The organism is Rhizobium sp. RAF56, from assembly GCF_052113965.1.
In the GTDB taxonomy this organism is placed as follows: domain Bacteria; phylum Pseudomonadota; class Alphaproteobacteria; order Rhizobiales; family Rhizobiaceae; genus Rhizobium.
The window spans coordinates 279,717-298,816 of record NZ_JBFRDU010000001.1 but is presented as its reverse complement, the minus strand read 5'-3'; the positions used below and the strand labels follow the sequence as shown (position 1 = coordinate 298,816).

The following is a 19,100-nucleotide window of genomic DNA, read 5'->3' as shown; positions in this document are numbered from 1 at the left end:
CAAACTATCGGAAGCGGCGGCTCACGAAGCGGGAGCCCGCCGCGCCGAAACGCCAGAGCGGATCGACATTCTTGGTGATGCCGATCCTCTTGTCGACGGCGACCTTGACCGGTTCGGCCGCAACGAGATCGAAGGGAGCGGCATCGAGAAAACGGCCGTTCACGCCAATATCGATTGCAAGTGCCTGCGAAAGCTTGCCCGGGCCGTTACAGAGCTGGACAACGTCCTGCATCCCCCGCCGCTCGATCATTTGTTGCAAGCCGCTTTCAGGCTCGATTGCCCTGATCAATACCGCGCTCGCGTCCCGGCAGACGAAGTTCAGGCACCAGTGGATGCCGTAGGAACGGTAGATGTAGACCCGGCCGGGAGGACCAAACATCGCGGCGTTGCGCGCGGTCGGTCCGCGAAAACTATGCGACGCCTCGTCGTCGGGACGATAGGCTTCGGTCTCGACGATCCTTCCGCCGACGCCGTCGACGAAGAAGCGCCAGTCGATCAGATCACGTGCGACAGCTACAGAGTCACGCGAGAAAAAGGCGATAAGCTTTTCGCCTTGCAATGAAAATCTTCGGCCGGATTCGGGCGGCGCGAGGCCGGAATGATCACCATGCATTATGTCGGTACTCGCCCATACCTGCTCGAATGAACGAGATATACTCAAGCTTCGCTCCAGTCTCAACATCGCCGCATCGACAGCGCCAAGGTGCTATAGTCGAATCGTATATTTCAGGAACGGGCTGACGGCATGGCACAACGCGCGGGCAGCGCTGATCTTCCTCTTCATGGTGGCCGGGTGCCGCCGTGGCTTGGCGAGCGCATGACAAAACTCGGCGCTGTCATCACCGAAGCCATCGTGCATCATTACGGTCGCGACGAATTGCTGCGGCGGATGGCGCATCCATTCTGGTTCCAGTCCTTCGGCGCGGTGATGGGCATGGACTGGCATTCCTCGGGGATCACCACGAGCGTTATCGGAGCGCTGAAACGTGGCCTGAAGCCGCTCTCCGGCGAGCTTGGGATCCATATCTGCGGCGGCCGTGGCGCTCATTCGCGCAAGACACCGGATGAATTGGTCGCGATCGGGAATCGCGTCGGCTTTGACGGCGCGGGGCTGGCAACCACAAGCCGGCTGATCGCGAAGGTAGACAGCGCCGCCGTACAGGACGGCTTCGATCTCTATTTGCACGGGTTCATCGTCACCGACGATGGGCGTTGGGTCGTCGTCCAGCAGGGCATGAACGGCGACCGGCGGCAGGCGCGGCGTTATCACTGGTTGTCGGAGGGTTTGAAGAGCTTCATCGACTCTCCGCATGCCGCCATCGAGGGCAGGGATCAGGGGCGTATCGTCAACCTCGCCGACCGGCGCGCGGATGCCTCGCGGAAGGGCCAGCTGGATCTTCTTGCCTCGCTCGGCCCGGACCGGATCGTGCGCGAGGTGGCAGCCCTTGAAAGAGAGGACCGTCAATCTGTACCGGCGGCCCTGCCGGCACAGCCGATGCTGCCGCACCTGATCATGCCTGATCATCACGATGTCCGCGAGAGCGACGTCAATATGCGCCGGCTGCACGGCAATCTTGCCGCGGCTGCCGATCGAGGACCGGAGGATTTCGAACAGCTGCTCCTGACGCCAGGTGTCGGCGCGCGCACGGTGAAGGCGCTCGCCATGGTCGCCGAGGTGCTGCACGGTGCGCCTTGCCGCTTTTCCGATCCGGCGCGCTTCTCGCTCGCCCACGGCGGCAAGGATCGGCATCCGTTTCCGGTGCCGCTCCGGGTCTATGACGAAACGATCAGGGTGATGAAATCCGCCGTGCAAAAAGGCCGGCTTGGGCATCAGGAGGAATTGCAGGCATTGAAGAGGCTGGACGATCAGGCACGGCGGCTTGAGCGCTATGCTACTGGCCCTGACCTTAAGGAAATAGTTGCCGGCGAATTCCGTCAATCCACCTCGTTTGGCGGCCGCTCGGTTTTCGGCTGGGAGGAGGAGCTTGCCGGCGATGACGCGAAGGGCACATCGCGGGGATGACGAGGCGTCCGACCGTCACACGAGCGTGACGCCCCGCCGCGATCCAAATCGCTAGTCTGGCACCAAGGTGCCGATCAATTGCAGAAGCGCATTCTGGCGGTTACCGCCGCTGGCCAGGAATTCGTAGAGCGACATTTTCTTTTCGCTGCCGCCGTCGACCAGGTAGTCGAATTCGCGAATGACCGAGATTTCGCCCGTATCCGTGTCGCGGGCCAGCGAGAACCAATATTCGTCGCCGTTGTCCTTCTTGTTCTTGTAGAACTGTTTTTTCACTAGCGCCATTTCGTCCTCCCAATACCATCTGGGTGCCAACGTGACAGCCTGATGACAGGAGTCAAGCCGGTTCGTCGGATCGCCGAATGGTCAGGTGGCGAAGGCGGGCAGAGTGGGTTCATAAGTGACGCAGCGATCGGCATAGCCGCAAGGAGGGCTCAACCGCAGCATGACACGCGCGCAGCTGATTGGCGTCCTGCTTGGCCTCGCGATCGTCGCGGCGCTCACATCCCTGCGCGCGAGGGACCCGGATGTGCTGAGAGCAGCGCGCGAGGCGACCTTCGACCAGTATCAGCGCATCGCGCCGCGCAAATACGTCAGCATGCCGGTCCGGGTCGTCGATATCGACGAAGCGTCGTTGCTGGAACTCGGCCAGTGGCCTTGGCCGCGAGACAGGCTCGCCGCTCTGGTCGGCAATCTCGTGGACATGGGGGCGGCGGCGATCGCCTTCGACATTCTGTTTGCGGAGCCCGATCGCCTGTCGCCGCGCTCGGTCGTTCGCGACATCGGGGGTGTCGACCGCTCGGTGCTGGAGCGACTTCCTGATAACGACGAAATCTTCGCCAAATCGATCGAAGGCAGACCCGTGGTCCTCGGCGTCGGCCTCTCCAACGAAGGCTCATACCGCCCGCCTGTCAAAGCCGGCATCGCCTATACCGGCGAAAGTCCGGTCAACGCGCCGCCGCTCCTGAAGGCGGCAACGCCGCTCAGGCCCCAACTCGAGGCAAATGCCGCCGGCATCGGGCACATCAGTCTCAATCCCGGCGACCCGTCTTCCGTCGTTCGCGCCGTGCCGCTTTTTCTCACCGACGGTGAACAGCTTTATCCAAGCCTTGCCCTTGAGGCGCTTCGCATCGCACAGGGCGCATCCACCTATGTCATTGCCGGCGCTCCCGACGCGCCCAATACCATGACGATGGTCAAGATCGGCGATTTCGTCGTGCCGGTCACGGGGTCCGGCGCGCTGTGGCTCTATCTAGACCCTGACAGGGCCGAGCGGTACGTTTCGGCTCGGAAGGTTCTGGCGGCCGGTGGCGCTTCAGCCGAGACAAAGGCCGCCATCGAAGGGAGCATCGTCTTCATCGGCACGTCGGCGGCGGGCCTGCAGGATATCCGCACCACGGCGCTCGGCCAGAACGTGCCCGGCGTATCGATCCACGCACAGATCGTCGAGCAGATCTTGTCCGGCCGCTTCCTATCCCGGCCGGATTGGGCAAACGGGCTGGAAATATTTTCGATCGCGGCCGCGGGCACGCTTCTCGTGCTGCTCACCACTTTCGTCAATCCAGCGGTCGCACTTGCCTGTGGCCTGATGATCACCGGCCTTGGACTTGCGGCGTCCTGGGCGGCATTCTTCTATGGCGGGCTCCTCTTCGATCCCCTGGCGCCCATCGTCGCGGCATCCATCACGCATTTTGCGGCGACCGCTTTCCGCTTCCTAGTCACGGACAGGGAGCGGCGCGAGGTGCGCCGCGCCTTCGGCCACTACCTATCGCCGTCGCTGCTTTATCGCATCGAGCATACCCGCGACGCGCTGCGTCTTGGGGGTGACGACCGCGAGCTCACCGTAATGTTCGTCGATGTGCGCAGCTTCACCGAGATCAGCGAAAAGCTGACGCCGACGGAGGTGGTCCGATTCTTGAATACGCTCCTCGATGCACTGAGTCGCCACGTCATCGCCAATGAGGGCACCCTCGACAAGTTTATCGGGGATTCCATCATGGCGTTCTGGAACGCTCCCGTCGACGTCGCCGATCATGCCGAAAAAGCCGTGAAGGCGGGGCTTGCCATGCGCGAAACGATGGCGGAGCTGAATGCCAGAGATGCTTTCGGTTTCGGCGGTGACCGCGAAGTTCGCATTGGGATCGGCATCCACACCGGGATTGCCTGTGTTGGCAATATGGGCGCTGAGGCGCGCTTCAACTACTCAGCGGTTGGCGACGCCGTCAACATCGCGGCGCGCATCGAATCCGCCTGCAAGGATGTGAACTTCGATGTCCTCGTCTCGGAAAGCACGATGCAGCAGCTGCCAGGCTACGCGATCCTGGAGGCAGGCGCTCTCGCCCTCAAGGGAAAGAGCATGCGGACCAAGCTCTTTGCCGTAGCAGGTGACGCACGCCTCGCGTCATCGCCCCAGTTCATCGAACTGAAGCAGATTCATACACTGCTGGTCCAGGCGTTGCGGATGCGATCTCAGGCGCGCCGAAAGCTCATTGGCGCGGCAAGAAGTTTGGGCTTCGAAATAACGTCGCAGCTTGAGGATTTCTACGGACGGATTTCTCGGCGGGCCGATGATTTCGCGGACGACCCGGTCGAGGCCACACGCGTCGCGGAATAAGCAAAGCGGCGGGGCCTGCTTCTAGCGATGGTGACCCCCATGCCCACGGCCGCCGTCACCACCGCCGCTGTCACCTCCGTCGCCGTCGCCGCGATCGCCGTGGCCCCACCCGCCACGTCCATGATGATGATCGTGAGCGTGATCATGACCGTTGTCGTCGCAGTCCGGCCCCGGATCACTTGGAGGGCTCGGCGTCCCCGGATCGCTGGGTGGGCTCGGTGTTCCAGGATCGCTTGGCGTGCTCCGTGGTGCCGCGGCAGCAGGTGCTGCGGCGGCAGCGGGCGCGGCAGGTGCTGCGGCTGCGGCCGGCGTCGACTGCGGGCTAGGTGCCTGCGGGCTTTGCGGCGCGTCACGGGGCGACTGGATCCCCGGCGACGTGCGGGTAGGCGCCGTGTTCATCGACAACCCGCAGCGGCTTGCCGCGACATAGCCTAGCCGCCCTGTCAGCGACTGATCGCCGGAAAGAAAGGGCAGGGCGCGCGCATTCCCCAGGGTCTTGAAGATGTCGCGGCTGACACGAGCGGTTTGCGTCATGCGGCCATTGGGCTTTGCCACCACGCAGTCGCACGCTTTCCTCAGTTGCCGGCAACCGCCAGGACCGCAGAACTGGGCCGCCCCGTTGAGCAAGACGACCGCTGTCGTTCCGTCACGGTCGACGAAGAAGTCGAAAGCCGTGCCGCGCACGCCTATCGTGCCCGCCGGCGTCAGGATCTGATAGGCGGACGAATTAGAACTGCCGCTGATCCAGCGAAACGTTCCCTTCGCGGCCTTGATCGTCAGCTTCTTGACGGTGTCTTGGTCATCGAAGACGAACTTGTCGATCGTGACCGACGAGCCCCATCCGACGGCAAGCTTGGTGCCGTCCCGAAATTGGAACTGTCCCAGTCCGGACATGGATGTTTTTATTCGCTCGTCCCGATGGACGGGATCGTTGACGCCCATCGAACCGGCTGCCCCGGTGACCTCGGTCCGGATGTTGGTGGCTTCGCCGACTTGCTCGGCGGCATACCCCAGCACTGGACAAAAGAGCGTGGCACCCAGCGCGGCGATAGTTGCACCACGCGAAAACAACATATCGCCCTCCTAATTATCATGGTTTTACCATGGGATAGGAAGGGTGTCGCATTATCCAATTTGCGTACTCATACGACTAGTCAAGAAGCCGCCTAGCTACCGCAGCCGGCTCACTTGGGATTTCGTACGCAGCTATTCTGACTGGCGCAAATTGCGCAGCCGGTCGAAGAGGACAGCGAGCACGATCGCGCCGCCGATGAATGCGCCTTGCCAGAAGGCGTTGATGCCGAGCAAGCCAAGGCTGTTGCGGATCACCTCGATCAGCGCCGCGCCGATGATGGCTCCGAAGGCCGTGCCGACGCCGCCGGCAAGGTTTGCGCCACCGATAACGGCGGCGGCGATAACCTGCAGCTCCATGCCGGCACCGATATTGGTGGTGACGGCACCGAGCCAACCTGTCTGGATGATGCCGGCAACACCGGCCGAAAGGGCCGATATCATATAGACTACGACCTTGATCGCGCGCACGGGAACACCCGTCAGCGTCGCTGCGTGTTCGTTGCCGCCGATGGCGAAGACATAGCGCCCGAACTTCGTCCAGCGCAGTACAAAGCCCGTCAGAAGCGCCAGCGCGATCATGTAGATCACCGGGTTGGCGATGCCGAACAGCCAGGCGCCGCCCCCAAGGGCCAGAAGCTTGTCGTGATCCGGCCCGAATTGGAAGACGACCGTGTTGTTGGAGGCGACCATCGCCAGGCTGCGGGCGATCGAGAGCATGCCGAGCGTCACCACGAAGGGCGGAAAATTCAGATAGGCGATCAGCAGCCCGTTGAAGGCGCCAACCACCAGCGCCGTGCCAATGGAAGCGGCGATGCCCACCTCGATGCTGTAACCGGCATGCATGACGACGGCCAGGATCATGCTGCAAAGACAAAGCACCGAGCCGACCGAGAGGTCTATGCCCCCGGTGATGATCACCAGCGTCATGCCGAGCGCGATGATCGCGACGAAGGTGACGTTGCGCGTGATGTTATAGAGGTTCTTGGCGGTCGCGAAGGAATCCGTTGCAAAACTCAAGAACAGGCAGGCGAGGAGCACGGCGATCAGCACCCAGAAGGTCTGGCTGCCGAATACAGTGCTCAGCCAGCTGTGCTGCTTCTGTTCGATTGTCCGATCCAGTGTAATCGCCATTATCGACCTTCGTTTCTTACCGAAACCTGTCTCAATCGAGCGGTCATACCTGCTCGATGGCTCCGGTGATAAGTCCTGTCACTTCTTCCGGCGAACTCGCCGCGATATCCTTGTCGGCGACCTTCCGGCCGCGCCGCATGACGATCACGCGGTCGGCGACGGTAAAGACGTCCGGCATGCGGTGGCTGATCAGCACCACCGCGATCCCGCGGTCGCGCAATTCCCTGATAAGGTTCAGCACCTCCGCGACCTGGCGAACCGAGATCGCCGCCGTCGGTTCGTCCATCAGCACGATCTTCGCTTCCGAAAGCATGGTGCGCGCAATCGCTACCGCCTGCCGCTGGCCGCCGGACATCTGCTTCACCAGATCGCGCGGACGCGTCTCCGACTTCAGCTCCTTGAACAGTTCGCCGGCGCGCCGGTACATGGTTTTGTGGTCGAGGATGCCGACGGGGCCGAGCCAACGGCGCAATTCGCGCCCGAGAAAGACGTTCGCAGCCGCGGTCAGATTATTGCAGAGCGCCAGGTCCTGGTGGACGATCTCGATGCCGTGCTGCCTGGCTTCGACGGGCCGGTGAAGGACGATTTCCTTTCCGTCCAGGCGCATCGTCCCGTGGCTCGGCCGGAAATTGCCGGCGATCATTTTGACCAGCGTCGATTTGCCGGCGCCATTATCGCCCATCAGGCCGACCACTTGGCCGGCATCAATCGAGATAGAAACGTCGTTGACCGCCTGGATGGCGCCGAAATGCTTGGATATGTTGGTGAGTTCGAGAACCGGCACCCGTCGTCTAGCCTCCCGCAACCGCTAGAACCACCACCGCCCCGACAGGAGCGATTGAAGTCCTTGCGCATGTCGCCCGGCCGATTTCTCCCCCCAGCCCGGCAATTGAGAGCATTTACGCAAAACGAAATGAAAGCGTCAATCAATTGACTGTCAAAATTAGAAAAATATGATAATATCTGTTTTGTAGGACAAATACCCACAGGCTTTCATACTTGGACAACCGCTCTTGGGGGGAAGAGCATGCTGATCCTCGTCACCGGCGCGACCGGAAAGGTCGGACGGCATTTCATTGCGCGGCTACTTGCCGATTCGCGGTTTGGCGAAGCGCGGATCCGTGCGCTTTGTCATAATCGCGTGCTTCCTGGGAGCGAACGGCTTGAGGTAGTGCGCGGCTCCATCGCAGATCGCGATGTTGCGGACGCAGCACTTGCCGGCGTCACGCACGTCGTTCATCTCGCCACCTGCAAGGAAACACCCGAAGACGTCATGGACGTCACGGTGAAGGGTCTTTTCTGGCTGCTCGAAGCGTTTCGCGCCAGCGCCAGTGCGCGACGGTTCATCCTGATCGGCGGCGACGCGGGGATCGGGCATTTCTTCTATCGCCACGACGGGCCAATAACCGAGCAAACCCGGCACCAGGCCTATCCGGGCAGCTATGCGCTGTCGAAGGTGCTTGAAGAGGTGGTGCTTGAGCAGTTCGGCATCCAGTACGGCATCGATACGGTCTGTCTGCGCGCGCCGTGGATCATGGAGAAGGATGATTTCAAATATACGCTGTCGTTTGGAGACGACGTCTTCGGCGGTCCCGTCTGGAAGACGCTCGTTCCCGAAGCTGACGCCAGGCGCTACGCAGCGGAGGGCACCGTCCCGCTCCTGCTCGATGCGGATCAGCGCCCGCTGAAACGCAACTTCGTTCATGTCGACGATCTGGCATCGGCAATTCTGGCCGCGCTCGACAATCCGCGCGCCACGCGCCAGCTTTTCAACATCTGCATGGATCGGCCGGTCGATTACGGAGAAGTCGCCGCCTATCTCGCACGCACCCGCGGTCTCGGTTCCACCGACATTCCCAGCAGCTACCACTCCAATTGGATGGACAACAGCAAGGCAAAATATCTGCTGGATTGGCAACCGCAATACGATCTCGAAAGGCTTATCGACTCGGCCTGGCAATACGAGCGTCCAGAAAGTGACCCTCGCATCGTCTGGTATCCGGGTTGATTTGAGTGGCGGACACGACCGTGTCCGTTTGTATCTAATGGGAGGAAACTATGAGGAAGGCATTATTGCTCGCCGCGACAGCGGTCTTGGCGCTCGGTTCAGGAGAGGCGTTCGCCGCCAAGAAGCAGCTGGTTATCGTCGTAAAGGGCCTAGACAACCCGTTCTTCGAGGCGATCCACCAGGGCTGCGAAAAATGGAACAAGGAAAACGCCAGTTCCGAGTATGAGTGCTTCTACACCGGTCCGGCGTCCACTTCGGACGAAGCCGGCGAAGCACAGATCGTTCAGGATTTGCTCGGCAAGGCCGAAACGGTGGCCATGGCCATTTCCCCGTCCAACGCCAAGCTGATTGCCCAGACGCTGAAGACGGCCAACCCGTCGATCCCGATCATGACTGTCGACGCCGACCTTGCCAAGGAAGACTCGGCGCTGCGCAAGACCTATCTGGGAACCGACAACTACCTGATGGGCAAGAAAATCGGCGAGTACATCAAGAAGGGCAAGCCTAGCGGCGGTACGATCTGCACGATCGAAGGCAACCCCGGCGCCGACAACATCCTGCGCCGCGCGCAAGGTATGCGTGACGCTCTGTCCGGCAAGGAAGGGCTCGCCGAGTTGAAGGGTGAGGGCGGCTGGACGGAAGTCGCCGGATGCCCGGTCTTCACCAATGACGACGGCGCCAAGGGTGTTCAGGCGATGACCGACATCCTCGCTGCCAATCCGAAGCTCGACGCCTTCGGCATCATGGGCGGCTGGCCGCTCTTCGGTGCGCCGCAGCCTTACCGTGATCTGTTCAAGCCGTTGGCTGACCGCATCGGCAAGAACGATTTCGTCATCGGCGCAGCCGATACGATCGGCGATGAAGTCGCAATCGCGAAGGACGGCCTTGTGACCGCGCTCGTCGGCCAACGGCCGTTCGAAATGGGCTACAAGGCACCGACCGTCATGCTCGACCTGATCGCTGGCAAGCCGGTTGAAGATCCGGTCTTCACCGGTCTTGACGAATGCACGAAGGACACTGTCGACACCTGCATTCAGAAGTAGCCTGTCATCTGGGAGCGGCAGGCCAACGGCTTGCCGCTCTCCTCGCAGCAAAAATCTAGGAATGCGGCGCGGCCAGTGAACTGTCCGCGAGGGATCGTTGCAACTCTGCGATCGCGCCAATGTCGCGCGTCGAGCCGAAGATTGCCGAGGCGAAGCAGATGTCGGACCGAAAATCCAAAAAGCCTCCGGCTGCGCGAAAAACGCAGAAGGCAGACCGACCACCGGCCATGCGCCGGGCTGACGTTCCCCGAATGACAGGCACGAGCGTGCACCTTTCGCTCGCAAGCGAAATCGGCTTGCGCATCGTGCGCGGCGACTATCCTCCAGGCACCATCCTGCCAAACGAGGCGCAATGGTCGCAGACTTTCGACGTCAGTCGTTCGGCGGTGCGGGAAGCAACCAAGATGCTGATGGCTAAAAGCCTGTTGGCATCCCGGCCAAAGGTCGGAAGTTGGGTCGAACCCAGGGAGCGCTGGAACCTTCTCGATCGCGACGTACTCAGCTGGTATGCGGCATCGCCCGATCGCGAAGCGTTTCTGAGGACACTGCAGGAATTCCGTCACATCATCGAGCCGGAGGCCGCGGCACTTGCGGCCGTCAGGCGCGACGCCGACCAGATGCGGGATATCAGCCGGGCGCTGAACGACATGGGATCGGCGGCGTCGTTTCAGCAGCGCACCGAAGCCGATACGCGTTTTCACGTCGCCATTCTCAGGGCATCCGGCAATGAACTCCTGGTGCCGCTCGGGGTGGCGATCGAGTCTGCGCTGGAGCACCTCTTCCTGCACGTGACCCGCAGGCACACCAGCCAGGAATTCGCCCAAAAGCTCCACTCCGACATCGAGCGATGCATCCGCCTGCAACGCCCCAATGCCGCGCGCCAAGCTGTTCGCAAGCTCCTTGCGAACACGGACGAGATCATCAGGCGGACGTGAGGCGCTGCGCCGGCAAGGCCGGGTCACTCTATCTCAGGCGCGGGACAGGTAAGTTTCCGCAAGCTCGGTCCAGAACGCGGCCCCGATCGGCAGCAGGTCGTCGTTGAAATTGAAGCCCGGGTGATGAAGTGGCTTTTCGTCGCCGGTCACGCGGCTGCCGAGGAAGAAATAGCTGCCGGGGCGTTCCGCCAGCATATAGGCGAAGTCCTCGCTTCCCATGAACGGGCGCTCGAGATCCTTGACGTTCTCCGTCCCGGCAAAGCGCGTCGCGAGGTCGCGCAGGAAATCCGTCTCCGCCTTGTGGTTGATGGTGGCGTCGTAGCTGCGTTCGTATGCGACGGTGGCCGTCATGCCGAAGCTTTCCGCCTGGTTCTTGGCGATCATGGTGATGCGTTGTTCCAGATCATCGCGAACCTTCGGATCGAAGGAACGAATGCCGACGACGATTTCGGCACGCTCGGGAATGATGTTGCTGGCGGAACCGCTGTGGAACGCGCCGACGGTCACGACCGCCGGGTCCATCGGATGGATGTTGCGGGCGACGATGCTCTGCAGGGCCATGATGATGCTTGCGCCGCAGACGATCGGATCGGCCGTTTCCTGCGGCTCGGCGCCGTGCCCGCCACGCCCGTTGACGGTGATGCGGGCTTCGTCCACCGCCGCCATGATCGGACCGTCGCGGAGGGCGAACTGGCCGAAGGGGAGGTTGGGCTCGTTGTGAAGTGCAAAGACGGCGTCGCAGGGAAACTTCTCGAACAGCCCATCATCCATCATGATCTTGGCGCCGCCGAAGTTCTCCTCGGCGGGCTGAAAAATCAGGTGGACGGTGCCGTCGAAATTCCGACGCTCGGCAATTGCTCTCGCGGCGCCGAGGAGCATCGTGGTGTGCCCGTCATGGCCGCAGGCATGCATCAGGCCCGGTGTCTTGCTGGCGTAGTCGAGGCCGGTTTCCTCAAGGATCGGTAGGGCGTCCATGTCGGCGCGGATGCCGATCGAACGGTTGCTGGTCCCGTTCTTCAGCGTCGCCACGACGCCGGTCTTCGCAAGGCCGCGGGTCACCGTGTAGCCAAGCTCCTTCAGATGCTTGGCGACGAAATCGGATGTGCGGACCTCGTCAAGGCCGAGTTCGGGATGGGCGTGAAGGTCGCGGCGAATCGCGACGAGTTCGGGCGCCGAGTTGGCGAACGCGGAATGCACGGTCATGTCAGGCTCCACGGGTGGGGATGCGGTTTTCGAGATAGCGGAAGCCGACGACCAGAAGGCCGGTCAGGCAGAGATAGATCAGTGCCAGGAGCAGCAGCGGCTCATAGGTGATGTAGGTCTCCTGGCGCACCTTCGATACGACGGCATAGGCGTCGATAACGGTGATCGTCGCGACGAGCGGCGTGGCCTTCAGCTGCAACACGGTCTCGCCGGTCAGCGTCGGCAACGCGCGATGGATTGCGCGTGGCAGCCAGATGCGCCGGAACGTCGTCCATGGGCTCATGCCGTAGGCGCGCGCTGCTTCCAGTTCGCCGGCCGGCACGCCGGCAAAGGCGCCGCGCATGACTTCGCCTTCGTAGGCGGCGAACGATAACGTCAGCGCCGCAACGCCATAGGGCCATGCCTCGCGCAGATAAGGCCAGAGGATGGAGTGGCGAATGACAGGATATTGCGGAAAAAGCGATCCAAGACCGTAGTAGAGCAGCCAGAGCTGGAGCAAGAGCGGCGTGCCGCGAATGATCGTGCAGAAGACCTGCGCCGGCGCCTTCAGCAGCCATGGGCCGGTCACTTGCACAAGGCCGAGCGGCACGGCCAAGAAGAAGCCCAATATCGCCGTGCTGAACAACATCATCAAGGTAACGCCGACACCCCAGGCGAGCAGCGGCAGATATTGCGGCAACCAGTCCCAACGCATGAAGACGATAACCGCGACGACGATAACCGCGAAGACGGCCATCAGCACAAGCCGGTGCGGCTGCAGCAAGCTGGCGCGATCCGGAAGGTCGTCCGGCTCGATGGCCATGGCGTGGATGGTTTCGTCGGTCACCTCAGGCCCTCGCCAGTCCGCGCCGCGCACGGCGCTCGATGATCTTGATGACGAAATTCGAAACCAGCGTCAGCAACAGATAGAGCACGCCGGCCGCGCAGAAGAACAGGAAATAGGCCTTCGTCGCGCCCGCGGCCTGCCGTGTCACGAGCGTCAGCTCGCTGAAGCCGACGACCGCCAGAAGCGCGGTGTCCTTGGTCGCGACCAGCCACAGGTTGGCAAGGCCCGGCAGAGCGTAAGGCAGCATGGCCGGCATGGTGATGCGGCGCATGACCTTCAGCGGCGACATGCCGAAGGCCCGTGCCGCCTCGATCTGTCCCGCGGGAATAGCTTTGATCGCGCCGCGCAGCACTTCGGTCGAATAGGCGCCTTGAACGACGCCGATGACGAAGATGCCGGCGGCAAGGCCGCTGATGTCCACCGAGCCAAAGCCGAAGACTTCGAACGCCCGGTTGAGGACGTCAGTGCCGGCATAATAGAGCAAAAGGATGAGCACCAGTTCGGGTACGGCGCGCACGATGGTGGTGTAGCACTCCAGCAGATCGCGCATGATCGGCCCGCCATAGAGCTTGCCGGAGGCGCCGCCGATGCCGAGCAGCAGGCCAAGGCCGTAACCGCCCACCGCGATTTTCAACGAGTTGGCGAAGCCGGCGAGCAGCACGCCGCCCCAGCCGGGCGGGGAGAGCGCAAGCAGGCTCCAGTTGATGAAGGTCGAGGCGTCGGTCATCGGCTCTCTGGAGCGCATCCCGAAACGTGCGAAGCGGTTTCAGTCAGAGATGCGCGTTAAATCAAAAGCTTGGAGGGGAGAAGCGTTCTCGCCGCTCTATGATCAAAAGGCGAAACCGGCGGGTGTGTGCCCGCCGGTCGTCTGCCACTATCAGTTACCGTAGACGTCGAAGTTGAAGTACTTCTTCGAAATCTTGTCGTAGGTGCCGTCAGCGCGGATCGCCTTGATCGCGGCGTTGATCTTTTCCTTCAGCGCCGTATCGCCCTTGCGCAGGCCGACGCCGACGCCCTTGCCGAGGATCGCTTCGTCATCCACGACGTTACCCTTGGCTTCGCAGCATTCCTTGCCCTGCTCGCTCTGCAGGAAGGCGTCGAGCGCGATGGCGTCCGCCTGGATGGCGTCAAGGCGACCGGCGGCGAGATCCTGGTTGGCCTCGTCCTGGGTCTGGTATTCCTTGATCGTCGACTTCGGGCCGAAATACTTCTTGGCGTAGTCCTGGTGAACCGTTGCGACCTGAACGCCGATCGTCTTGCCGGCCAAGGCTTCAGGTGACGCGTCGAACTTCTCATCCTTGGGACCGACGATGCCGGTCGGGGTGTTGTAGTATTTATCGGAGAAATCGATCGTCTTCAGACGCTCCTCGGTGATCGACATCGAGCCGATGATCATATCGATCTTCTTCGAGGTGAGGGCAGGGATGATCCCGTCCCAGGCAACCGGCGTGATAACACAGTCGAGCTTTGCCTGGGCACAGACGGCCTTCTGGAAATCGACTTCCCAGCCGACCCAGTCACCGCTCGCATCAGGCGAGGTGAAGGGCGGATAAGGCTCGGCTGCAAAGCCGACCTTGACGGTTTCCGCAGCTGCGGCGGTCGCGAAGGCGACGCCGAGCGTGGCTGCGATGGCTAGGGTCTTCAAAGTCTTCTTCATGCTGTTCCCTTTTTTTCTCTGGAGCATTTGAATTCAGTGAATGGAGCTGATGAACCTCTTGAGGCGATCGGATTTCGGGGCTCCAAAAATCTCTTCCGGCGGGCCTTGTTCCTCGATGACACCGTCGGCCAGGAACACAATGTGGTTGGCGACGTTGCGCGCGAACTTCATCTCGTGGGTCACGAGGATCATGGTGCGCTTTTCCTTGGCAAGATCGCCGATGACGCTCAGCACCTCGCCGACCAGTTCCGGGTCGAGCGCCGAGGTAGGCTCGTCGAAGAGCATGACCAGCGGCTGGATTGCAAGCGCGCGGGCAATCGCCGCACGCTGCTGCTGGCCGCCCGAGAGGAAGGCGGGGTAGGCGTCGCGCTTCTCAAAGAGCCCGACGCGGCGAAGGAGCGCTTCGGCGATCTCGGTCGCCTCGGCCTTCGATTTTCCGAGCACGTGCACGGGCGCTTCGATGACGTTCTGCAGGATCGTCATATGCTGCCAGAGATTAAAGCTCTGGAAGACCATGCCGAGTTGGCTGCGGATGCGTTGAACCTGTTTGCGGTCGGCGGGCATCAACCCACCGCGGCCGTCGCTCTTCATTCCGATGGTTTCGCCGTGGACGGCGACCGAGCCCGCGGTCGGCAGTTCAAGCATGTTGATGCAACGCAGAAAGGTCGACTTTCCGGAGCCGCTTCCGCCGATGATCGCGATGACGTCGCCTTCCTTGGCCGTCAACGAGACACCCTTGAGCACCTCGAGCGGGCCAAACCGCTTACGCAGTCCCGAGACTGCAATGGCATGCGACGTCTCGGTCATGAATGCACTGCTCCGCGCCGACGGATATCCCCTGCTTGTCGCATGAAGGACGTTCCCCTTGTTCTTTTCGCTGCGAGGCTTCTGGGTCCATCGCTTTGTCGATAATTGGTATCGTTGCACTTGTGTCAGTATTATTCAAGCGTATAATAACTTCGTCGCCGCTTTTTTGGCAGCCCCTTCTTTTTGAACGGATTTCCCGGACAGGAGTAGTTCATGACCGCTCGGTCGCACCATATGCCGACTGCTCCTTTGCTCGCACTTGCGCGCCTTCAAGGCGCTGCCGCCGCCCATTCGTCCTCTCGGAATGCCTCATGACAAGACGTTCATTTCATCGCGCGCCGGAGGCGGAGCGGCGTCAAGAACTGATCGACGCGACGCTGGATTGCATAGCCGAGTTTGGACTGCGGGGAGCAACCGTTCGGCAGATTGCCGTGCGTGCCGGCGTCACCGGAGGGCTCGTCCGCCACTATTTCGAATCGAAAGACCACATGATCGCCGCCGCCTACCGGCAGGTGCTGGCAAACTTCGCGACCAACGCGGAGACGGTCGAAGGCGATGCGCGCGTGCGTCTCAGGGAGTTCATCGTGCGCAATCTCACGGCGCCGATAGCCGATAGCCGCAGCTTGTCGCTTTGGGCCTCGTTCATCAGCCAGGTGCGCGTCGATCCCGTGCTCGCGGCCATTCACCGCGAAGGCTATCTCGGCTTTAGAAGCGAGTTGCAAAGGCTGATCGGCGTCTTCCTGAAATCGCATGGCCGCGATGCGCGCGACGAAGAATGCCGGCGACATGCCATCGCCATCAACGGCTTGATCGACGGCCTCTGGCTGGAGGGCTGCCTTGCAGGTGACCTGTTTCACGAAACCGAACTTGTCGAAGTTGCACTTTCCTCAGCCGAGTCGCTGCTGGGACTGTCGCTTGGACCGAATGAATAAAACGTAAGGGGGGAGCGCCATGCGCTATGCATCAATCACGGATCGCCTGGCCAATCTTGGCTCAGGCAAATGGGCGCTGCACTTGCGCGCCCGGCAGATGAAGAAGGAAGGGGCCGACATCATCGAGCTGACGATCGGCGAGCCCGATATGCCGGTCGATCCAAGCCTGATCGCGGAGGCCCAGCGCGCGATGAACGCCGGCCGCTATCGCTATTCCAACGGCCGCGGCGAGCCCGCCGTGCTGGATGCATTGGCCGCAAAGTACTGCAAGCGTCGGCCCGATGTGACAACAGGCAATGTGCTCTGCTTTCCTGGCACGCAAACCGCGCTATTCGTCGTGATGCTCGGTCTCGTCGAGGCGGGCGACGCGGTTCTCGTCGGCGATCCCCTCTACGCCACATATGAAGGCGTCATCCGCTCGACCGGTGCGGAGCAGATCACGGTGCCGCTGCGCGCGGAGCATGGCTTCCGCATGCAGGCGGAAGACCTTGAAAGGGCGATCACACCGCAAAGCCGCGTCGTCCTCTTGAATACACCGCACAATCCGACCGGGGCCGTCCTGACGGCGCGGGAGATTGCGGCGATCGGCGAAGTCTGCCTGAAACACGACCTCTGGATCGTCTGTGACGAGGTCTACGAGGAACTGGTGTACAACGGGACGTTCGCGTCTCCCTTCGACAATCCAGTTCTTGCGGAGCGCACGATCGTCGTCTCCTCTATATCGAAGTCGCATGCGGCACCGGGATTCCGCAGCGGCTGGGCCGTCGGGCCGGCCGATTTCACCAACCGTCTTCTGGCCGTATCCGAAACGATGCTTTTCGGCGTGCAGCCGTTCATCGCCGACATGACGGCGTATGCGCTCAGCAATCCGATCGAGACCTCCGCCCGCATGCGTGAGACTTACAGCAGCCGGGCGCAGCGTATCGTCTCGGGCCTGGCCGATGCCTACGGTGTCGCGCCCATACCGCCGGATGCGGGCATGTTCATCCTGCTTGACGTGCGTGGAACGGGTCTGACCGGCGAAGAATTCGCCTGGGCCTTGCTCGAAGAGGAAGGGGTAGCGGTCATGCCCGGATCTTCGTTCGGCGACGAAGCGCGATATCTCATCCGCATCAGCCTGACCGTGCCCGACGAGGCTATCGACGAAGCCTGCCGGCGCGTGACGGCGCTGGCCGACCGCATTTCCACACGCAAGGAGCGCCGTGCATGACCCCCGTGAAGAAAACCGTCGGAGAGGTGCTCGTCGAGTTGCTCGAGGCCAACGGCGTCGAGGTCGTCTTCGGCATTCCCGGCGTTCATACCGTGGAGCTCTATCGAGGGCTTGCCGCGTCGCCGATCCGCCACATCACGCCACGCCACGAACAGGGCGCCGGCTTCATGGCCGACGGTTATGCTCGTATCGCCGGCAAGCCGGGGGTGGCTTTGGTGATCACCGGGCCGGGCCTGACCAATACGATCACGGCGATGGGGCAGGCGCGCGAGGATTCCATACCCATGCTCGTCATCTCCGGCGTCAACCGCCGCGATTCGCTCGGCCATGGGCGCGGGCTGCTGCACGAATTGCCGGATCAGCACGGGATGATGAAGACCGTAGCTCTCTATTCGCACACGCTGCTCAACCCCGATGATCTGCCGGCCGTTGTCGAACAGGCATTTTCGGTCCTTCTCAGTGGCCGGCCGGGGCCGGTGCACATCGAGATCCCGACGGATGTCATGAGCGCCAGCATTTCCGTGCCGGCCATGCGTGCTGCAAAGGCGATGCGTCCGAACGCGGATGCCGCAAGTCTGCGGCAAGCCGCTGCGCTTTGCGCGGCAGCGTCTCGCCCGGTCATCCTTTGCGGCGGTGGGGCGATTGCCGCCGAGAACGAGGTCCGCCGCCTTGCCGAACGACTGGGCGCGCCCGTCGTCACCACCACCAATGCCCGCGGCATGCTTGCCGGGCATCCGCTGCTCGTACCGGCGAGCCCCAGCCTCGAAGCGGTCCGCCGGCTTGCCGCCGACGCAGACCTGGTCGTTGCGGTCGGCACCGAATTTGGCCAGACCGACTACGACATGAATGCGAACTTCGGATTTCCTCAACTTTCGCAGCTGATCCGCATCGATATCGACGCGGCACAGCTGGCACGCGTGCCCGCCGTGCTGCCGATCCTTTCGGAGGCAAAGGCTGCCGTGGCGGGCCTGCTTGACGTGCTTCCCGAAGGTTCACCTTCGCGCGATGGCGCGGAGCGGGCAGCGGCAGCGCGTAAGGCGGCACTTGCGGAGCTGACGCCGAAGATGCGCGTCGAGATCTCGGTTCTGGACGCGGTCTACGCCGCGTTGCCGGATTGCATCATCGTCGGCGACTCCACGCAGGCCGTCTATGCCGGAAACCTCTATTGCGAAGCGCCGCGCGCGAAAAGCTGGTTCAACGCCGCAACCGGCTTCGGCGCACTCGGCTACGGCCCGCCGTCAGCCATCGGCGCGGCGATCGCGGATCCTCAACGGCCGGTGATCTGCCTCGTCGGCGATGGTGGGTTCCAGTTCTCGCTATCGGAAATCGGCTCGGCTGCCGATTCCGGCACCAAGGTCATCTTCCTCGTCTGGAATAACGACGGCTATCAGGAAATCGAGAACTACATGATCGAGACCGGCGTCACGCCCGAAGGCGTGAAGCCGTCCGCTCCTGATTTCCTGTTGCTGGCGCAGGCCTATGGCGTGCCGGGGCGGCGGCTTGCGAGCGTCGATGAACTTGCCGGCGCGCTCCGCGAGGCAAATACGCGAAACGGCCCGTCGCTGATCGAAATCCATCAAACCCGGACGGCAGGCGCGACAGCCTGACCGACGTATCCGACCCTGGACCAAGGCCATTCT

Annotated in this window: 18 protein-coding genes; 8 read left to right on the top strand and 10 right to left on the bottom strand. The window is 62.2% G+C overall.

Annotated elements, in window-relative coordinates; translation table 11 throughout:
• Window positions 1-4 precede the first annotated feature (4 nt).
• The gene (locus tag AB4048_RS01370; protein ID WP_442200215.1) at window positions 5-613 is read right to left on the bottom strand and encodes a DNA-3-methyladenine glycosylase; all 609 of its coding nucleotides are present in this window, start codon (window positions 611-613) and stop codon (window positions 5-7) included.
• A gap of 132 nt (window positions 614-745) precedes the next feature.
• Between AB4048_RS01370 and AB4048_RS01365 the strand changes: the two genes are divergently transcribed.
• Window positions 746-2,023 (top strand): DUF763 domain-containing protein, encoded by a 1,278-nt coding sequence (locus AB4048_RS01365; protein WP_442200104.1) that lies wholly within the window; start codon window positions 746-748, stop codon window positions 2,021-2,023.
• 51 nt (window positions 2,024-2,074) lie between these two features.
• On the opposite strand, the gene AB4048_RS01360 is transcribed toward AB4048_RS01365, so the two are convergent.
• Entirely contained in the window at window positions 2,075-2,305 is a 231-nt protein-coding gene (locus AB4048_RS01360; RefSeq protein ID WP_442200103.1) for a hypothetical protein, read from the bottom strand.
• A 160-nt stretch (window positions 2,306-2,465) separates the two neighbouring features.
• On the opposite strand from AB4048_RS01360, the gene AB4048_RS01355 reads away from it, so the two are divergent.
• On the top strand, window positions 2,466-4,634 hold the full coding sequence (locus tag AB4048_RS01355; RefSeq protein WP_442200102.1) for a CHASE2 domain-containing protein: 2,169 nt from the start codon (window positions 2,466-2,468) through the stop codon (window positions 4,632-4,634).
• A gap of 21 nt (window positions 4,635-4,655) precedes the next feature.
• On the opposite strand, the gene AB4048_RS01350 is transcribed toward AB4048_RS01355, so the two are convergent.
• The 3 genes from AB4048_RS01350 to AB4048_RS01340 all read right to left on the bottom strand — a co-directional run bounded on the left by AB4048_RS01350 (window position 4,656) and on the right by AB4048_RS01340 (window position 7,644).
• A complete protein-coding gene (locus AB4048_RS01350; protein WP_442200101.1) occupies window positions 4,656-5,708 on the bottom strand; it encodes a FecR family protein in 1,053 nt (350 codons plus the stop codon).
• A gap of 132 nt (window positions 5,709-5,840) precedes the next feature.
• Window positions 5,841-6,839: an ABC transporter permease gene (locus AB4048_RS01345; RefSeq protein ID WP_442200100.1), complete on the bottom strand. Its 999-nt coding sequence runs from the start codon at window positions 6,837-6,839 to the stop codon at window positions 5,841-5,843.
• Window positions 6,840-6,882: 43 nt separating this feature from the next.
• Window positions 6,883-7,644 (bottom strand): ATP-binding cassette domain-containing protein, encoded by a 762-nt coding sequence (locus tag AB4048_RS01340; RefSeq protein ID WP_442200099.1) that lies wholly within the window; start codon window positions 7,642-7,644, stop codon window positions 6,883-6,885.
• Between the two features lie 222 nt (window positions 7,645-7,866).
• Here AB4048_RS01340 and AB4048_RS01335 point away from each other — a divergent pair, with 222 nt between their 5' ends.
• From AB4048_RS01335 to AB4048_RS01325, 3 genes are all read left to right on the top strand, one after another.
• Entirely contained in the window at window positions 7,867-8,847 is a 981-nt protein-coding gene (locus AB4048_RS01335) for an NAD-dependent epimerase/dehydratase family protein (protein WP_442200098.1), read from the top strand.
• 50 nt (window positions 8,848-8,897) lie between these two features.
• Window positions 8,898-9,890 carry a sugar-binding protein gene (locus AB4048_RS01330; protein WP_442200097.1) on the top strand — a complete coding sequence of 331 codons (993 nt, stop codon included), beginning with the start codon at window positions 8,898-8,900 and terminating at the stop codon, window positions 9,888-9,890.
• Window positions 9,891-10,048: 158 nt separating this feature from the next.
• A complete protein-coding gene (locus AB4048_RS01325; RefSeq protein ID WP_442200214.1) occupies window positions 10,049-10,825 on the top strand; it encodes a FadR/GntR family transcriptional regulator in 777 nt (258 codons plus the stop codon).
• Between the two features lie 33 nt (window positions 10,826-10,858).
• Here the strand turns inward: AB4048_RS01325 and AB4048_RS01320 are convergent, their stop codons facing one another.
• The 5 genes from AB4048_RS01320 to AB4048_RS01300 all read right to left on the bottom strand — a co-directional run bounded on the left by AB4048_RS01320 (window position 10,859) and on the right by AB4048_RS01300 (window position 15,318).
• Entirely contained in the window at window positions 10,859-12,028 is a 1,170-nt protein-coding gene (locus AB4048_RS01320) for a M20 aminoacylase family protein (protein WP_442200096.1), read from the bottom strand.
• A 1-nt stretch (window position 12,029) separates the two neighbouring features.
• Entirely contained in the window at window positions 12,030-12,854 is an 825-nt protein-coding gene (locus tag AB4048_RS01315; RefSeq protein WP_442200095.1) for an ABC transporter permease, read from the bottom strand.
• A gap of 1 nt (window position 12,855) precedes the next feature.
• Window positions 12,856-13,581: an ABC transporter permease gene (locus tag AB4048_RS01310; RefSeq protein WP_442200094.1), complete on the bottom strand. Its 726-nt coding sequence runs from the start codon at window positions 13,579-13,581 to the stop codon at window positions 12,856-12,858.
• A gap of 150 nt (window positions 13,582-13,731) precedes the next feature.
• The gene (locus tag AB4048_RS01305; protein WP_442200093.1) at window positions 13,732-14,511 is read right to left on the bottom strand and encodes a transporter substrate-binding domain-containing protein; all 780 of its coding nucleotides are present in this window, start codon (window positions 14,509-14,511) and stop codon (window positions 13,732-13,734) included.
• 33 nt (window positions 14,512-14,544) lie between these two features.
• Window positions 14,545-15,318: an ABC transporter ATP-binding protein gene (locus AB4048_RS01300; protein WP_442200092.1), complete on the bottom strand. Its 774-nt coding sequence runs from the start codon at window positions 15,316-15,318 to the stop codon at window positions 14,545-14,547.
• Window positions 15,319-15,629: 311 nt separating this feature from the next.
• Between AB4048_RS01300 and AB4048_RS01295 the strand changes: the two genes are divergently transcribed.
• The 3 genes from AB4048_RS01295 to AB4048_RS01285 are packed head-to-tail and all read left to right on the top strand — an operon-like array spanning window position 15,630 to window position 19,067.
• Window positions 15,630-16,250 (top strand): TetR family transcriptional regulator C-terminal domain-containing protein, encoded by a 621-nt coding sequence (locus AB4048_RS01295; protein ID WP_442200091.1) that lies wholly within the window; start codon window positions 15,630-15,632, stop codon window positions 16,248-16,250.
• Window positions 16,251-16,269: 19 nt separating this feature from the next.
• Window positions 16,270-17,460 (top strand): pyridoxal phosphate-dependent aminotransferase, encoded by a 1,191-nt coding sequence (locus tag AB4048_RS01290; RefSeq protein ID WP_442200090.1) that lies wholly within the window; start codon window positions 16,270-16,272, stop codon window positions 17,458-17,460.
• Entirely contained in the window at window positions 17,457-19,067 is a 1,611-nt protein-coding gene (locus AB4048_RS01285; RefSeq protein WP_442200089.1) for a 5-guanidino-2-oxopentanoate decarboxylase, read from the top strand. Before AB4048_RS01290 ends, AB4048_RS01285 begins: the two co-directional genes overlap by 4 nt.
• Window positions 19,068-19,100: the final 33 nt, after the last annotated feature.

Bases quoted from the DNA above. Each gene is read 5' to 3' on its own strand.
- AB4048_RS01370 (WP_442200215.1), bottom strand. From the start codon at position 613: ATGCATGGTGATCATTCCGGCCTCGCGCCGCCCGAATCCGGCCGAAGA.
- AB4048_RS01365 (WP_442200104.1), top strand. From the start codon at position 746: ATGGCACAACGCGCGGGCAGCGCTGATCTTCCTCTTCATGGTGGCCGG.
- AB4048_RS01360 (WP_442200103.1), bottom strand. From the start codon at position 2,305: ATGGCGCTAGTGAAAAAACAGTTCTACAAGAACAAGAAGGACAACGGC.
- AB4048_RS01355 (WP_442200102.1), top strand. From the start codon at position 2,466: ATGACACGCGCGCAGCTGATTGGCGTCCTGCTTGGCCTCGCGATCGTC.
- AB4048_RS01350 (WP_442200101.1), bottom strand. From the start codon at position 5,708: ATGTTGTTTTCGCGTGGTGCAACTATCGCCGCGCTGGGTGCCACGCTC.
- AB4048_RS01345 (WP_442200100.1), bottom strand. From the start codon at position 6,839: ATGGCGATTACACTGGATCGGACAATCGAACAGAAGCAGCACAGCTGG.
- AB4048_RS01335 (WP_442200098.1), top strand. From the start codon at position 7,867: ATGCTGATCCTCGTCACCGGCGCGACCGGAAAGGTCGGACGGCATTTC.
- AB4048_RS01330 (WP_442200097.1), top strand. From the start codon at position 8,898: ATGAGGAAGGCATTATTGCTCGCCGCGACAGCGGTCTTGGCGCTCGGT.
- AB4048_RS01325 (WP_442200214.1), top strand. From the start codon at position 10,049: ATGTCGGACCGAAAATCCAAAAAGCCTCCGGCTGCGCGAAAAACGCAG.
- AB4048_RS01320 (WP_442200096.1), bottom strand. From the start codon at position 12,028: ATGACCGTGCATTCCGCGTTCGCCAACTCGGCGCCCGAACTCGTCGCG.
- AB4048_RS01310 (WP_442200094.1), bottom strand. From the start codon at position 13,581: ATGACCGACGCCTCGACCTTCATCAACTGGAGCCTGCTTGCGCTCTCC.
- AB4048_RS01305 (WP_442200093.1), bottom strand. From the start codon at position 14,511: ATGAAGAAGACTTTGAAGACCCTAGCCATCGCAGCCACGCTCGGCGTC.
- AB4048_RS01300 (WP_442200092.1), bottom strand. From the start codon at position 15,318: ATGACCGAGACGTCGCATGCCATTGCAGTCTCGGGACTGCGTAAGCGG.
- AB4048_RS01295 (WP_442200091.1), top strand. From the start codon at position 15,630: ATGACAAGACGTTCATTTCATCGCGCGCCGGAGGCGGAGCGGCGTCAA.
- AB4048_RS01290 (WP_442200090.1), top strand. From the start codon at position 16,270: ATGCGCTATGCATCAATCACGGATCGCCTGGCCAATCTTGGCTCAGGC.
- AB4048_RS01285 (WP_442200089.1), top strand. From the start codon at position 17,457: ATGACCCCCGTGAAGAAAACCGTCGGAGAGGTGCTCGTCGAGTTGCTC.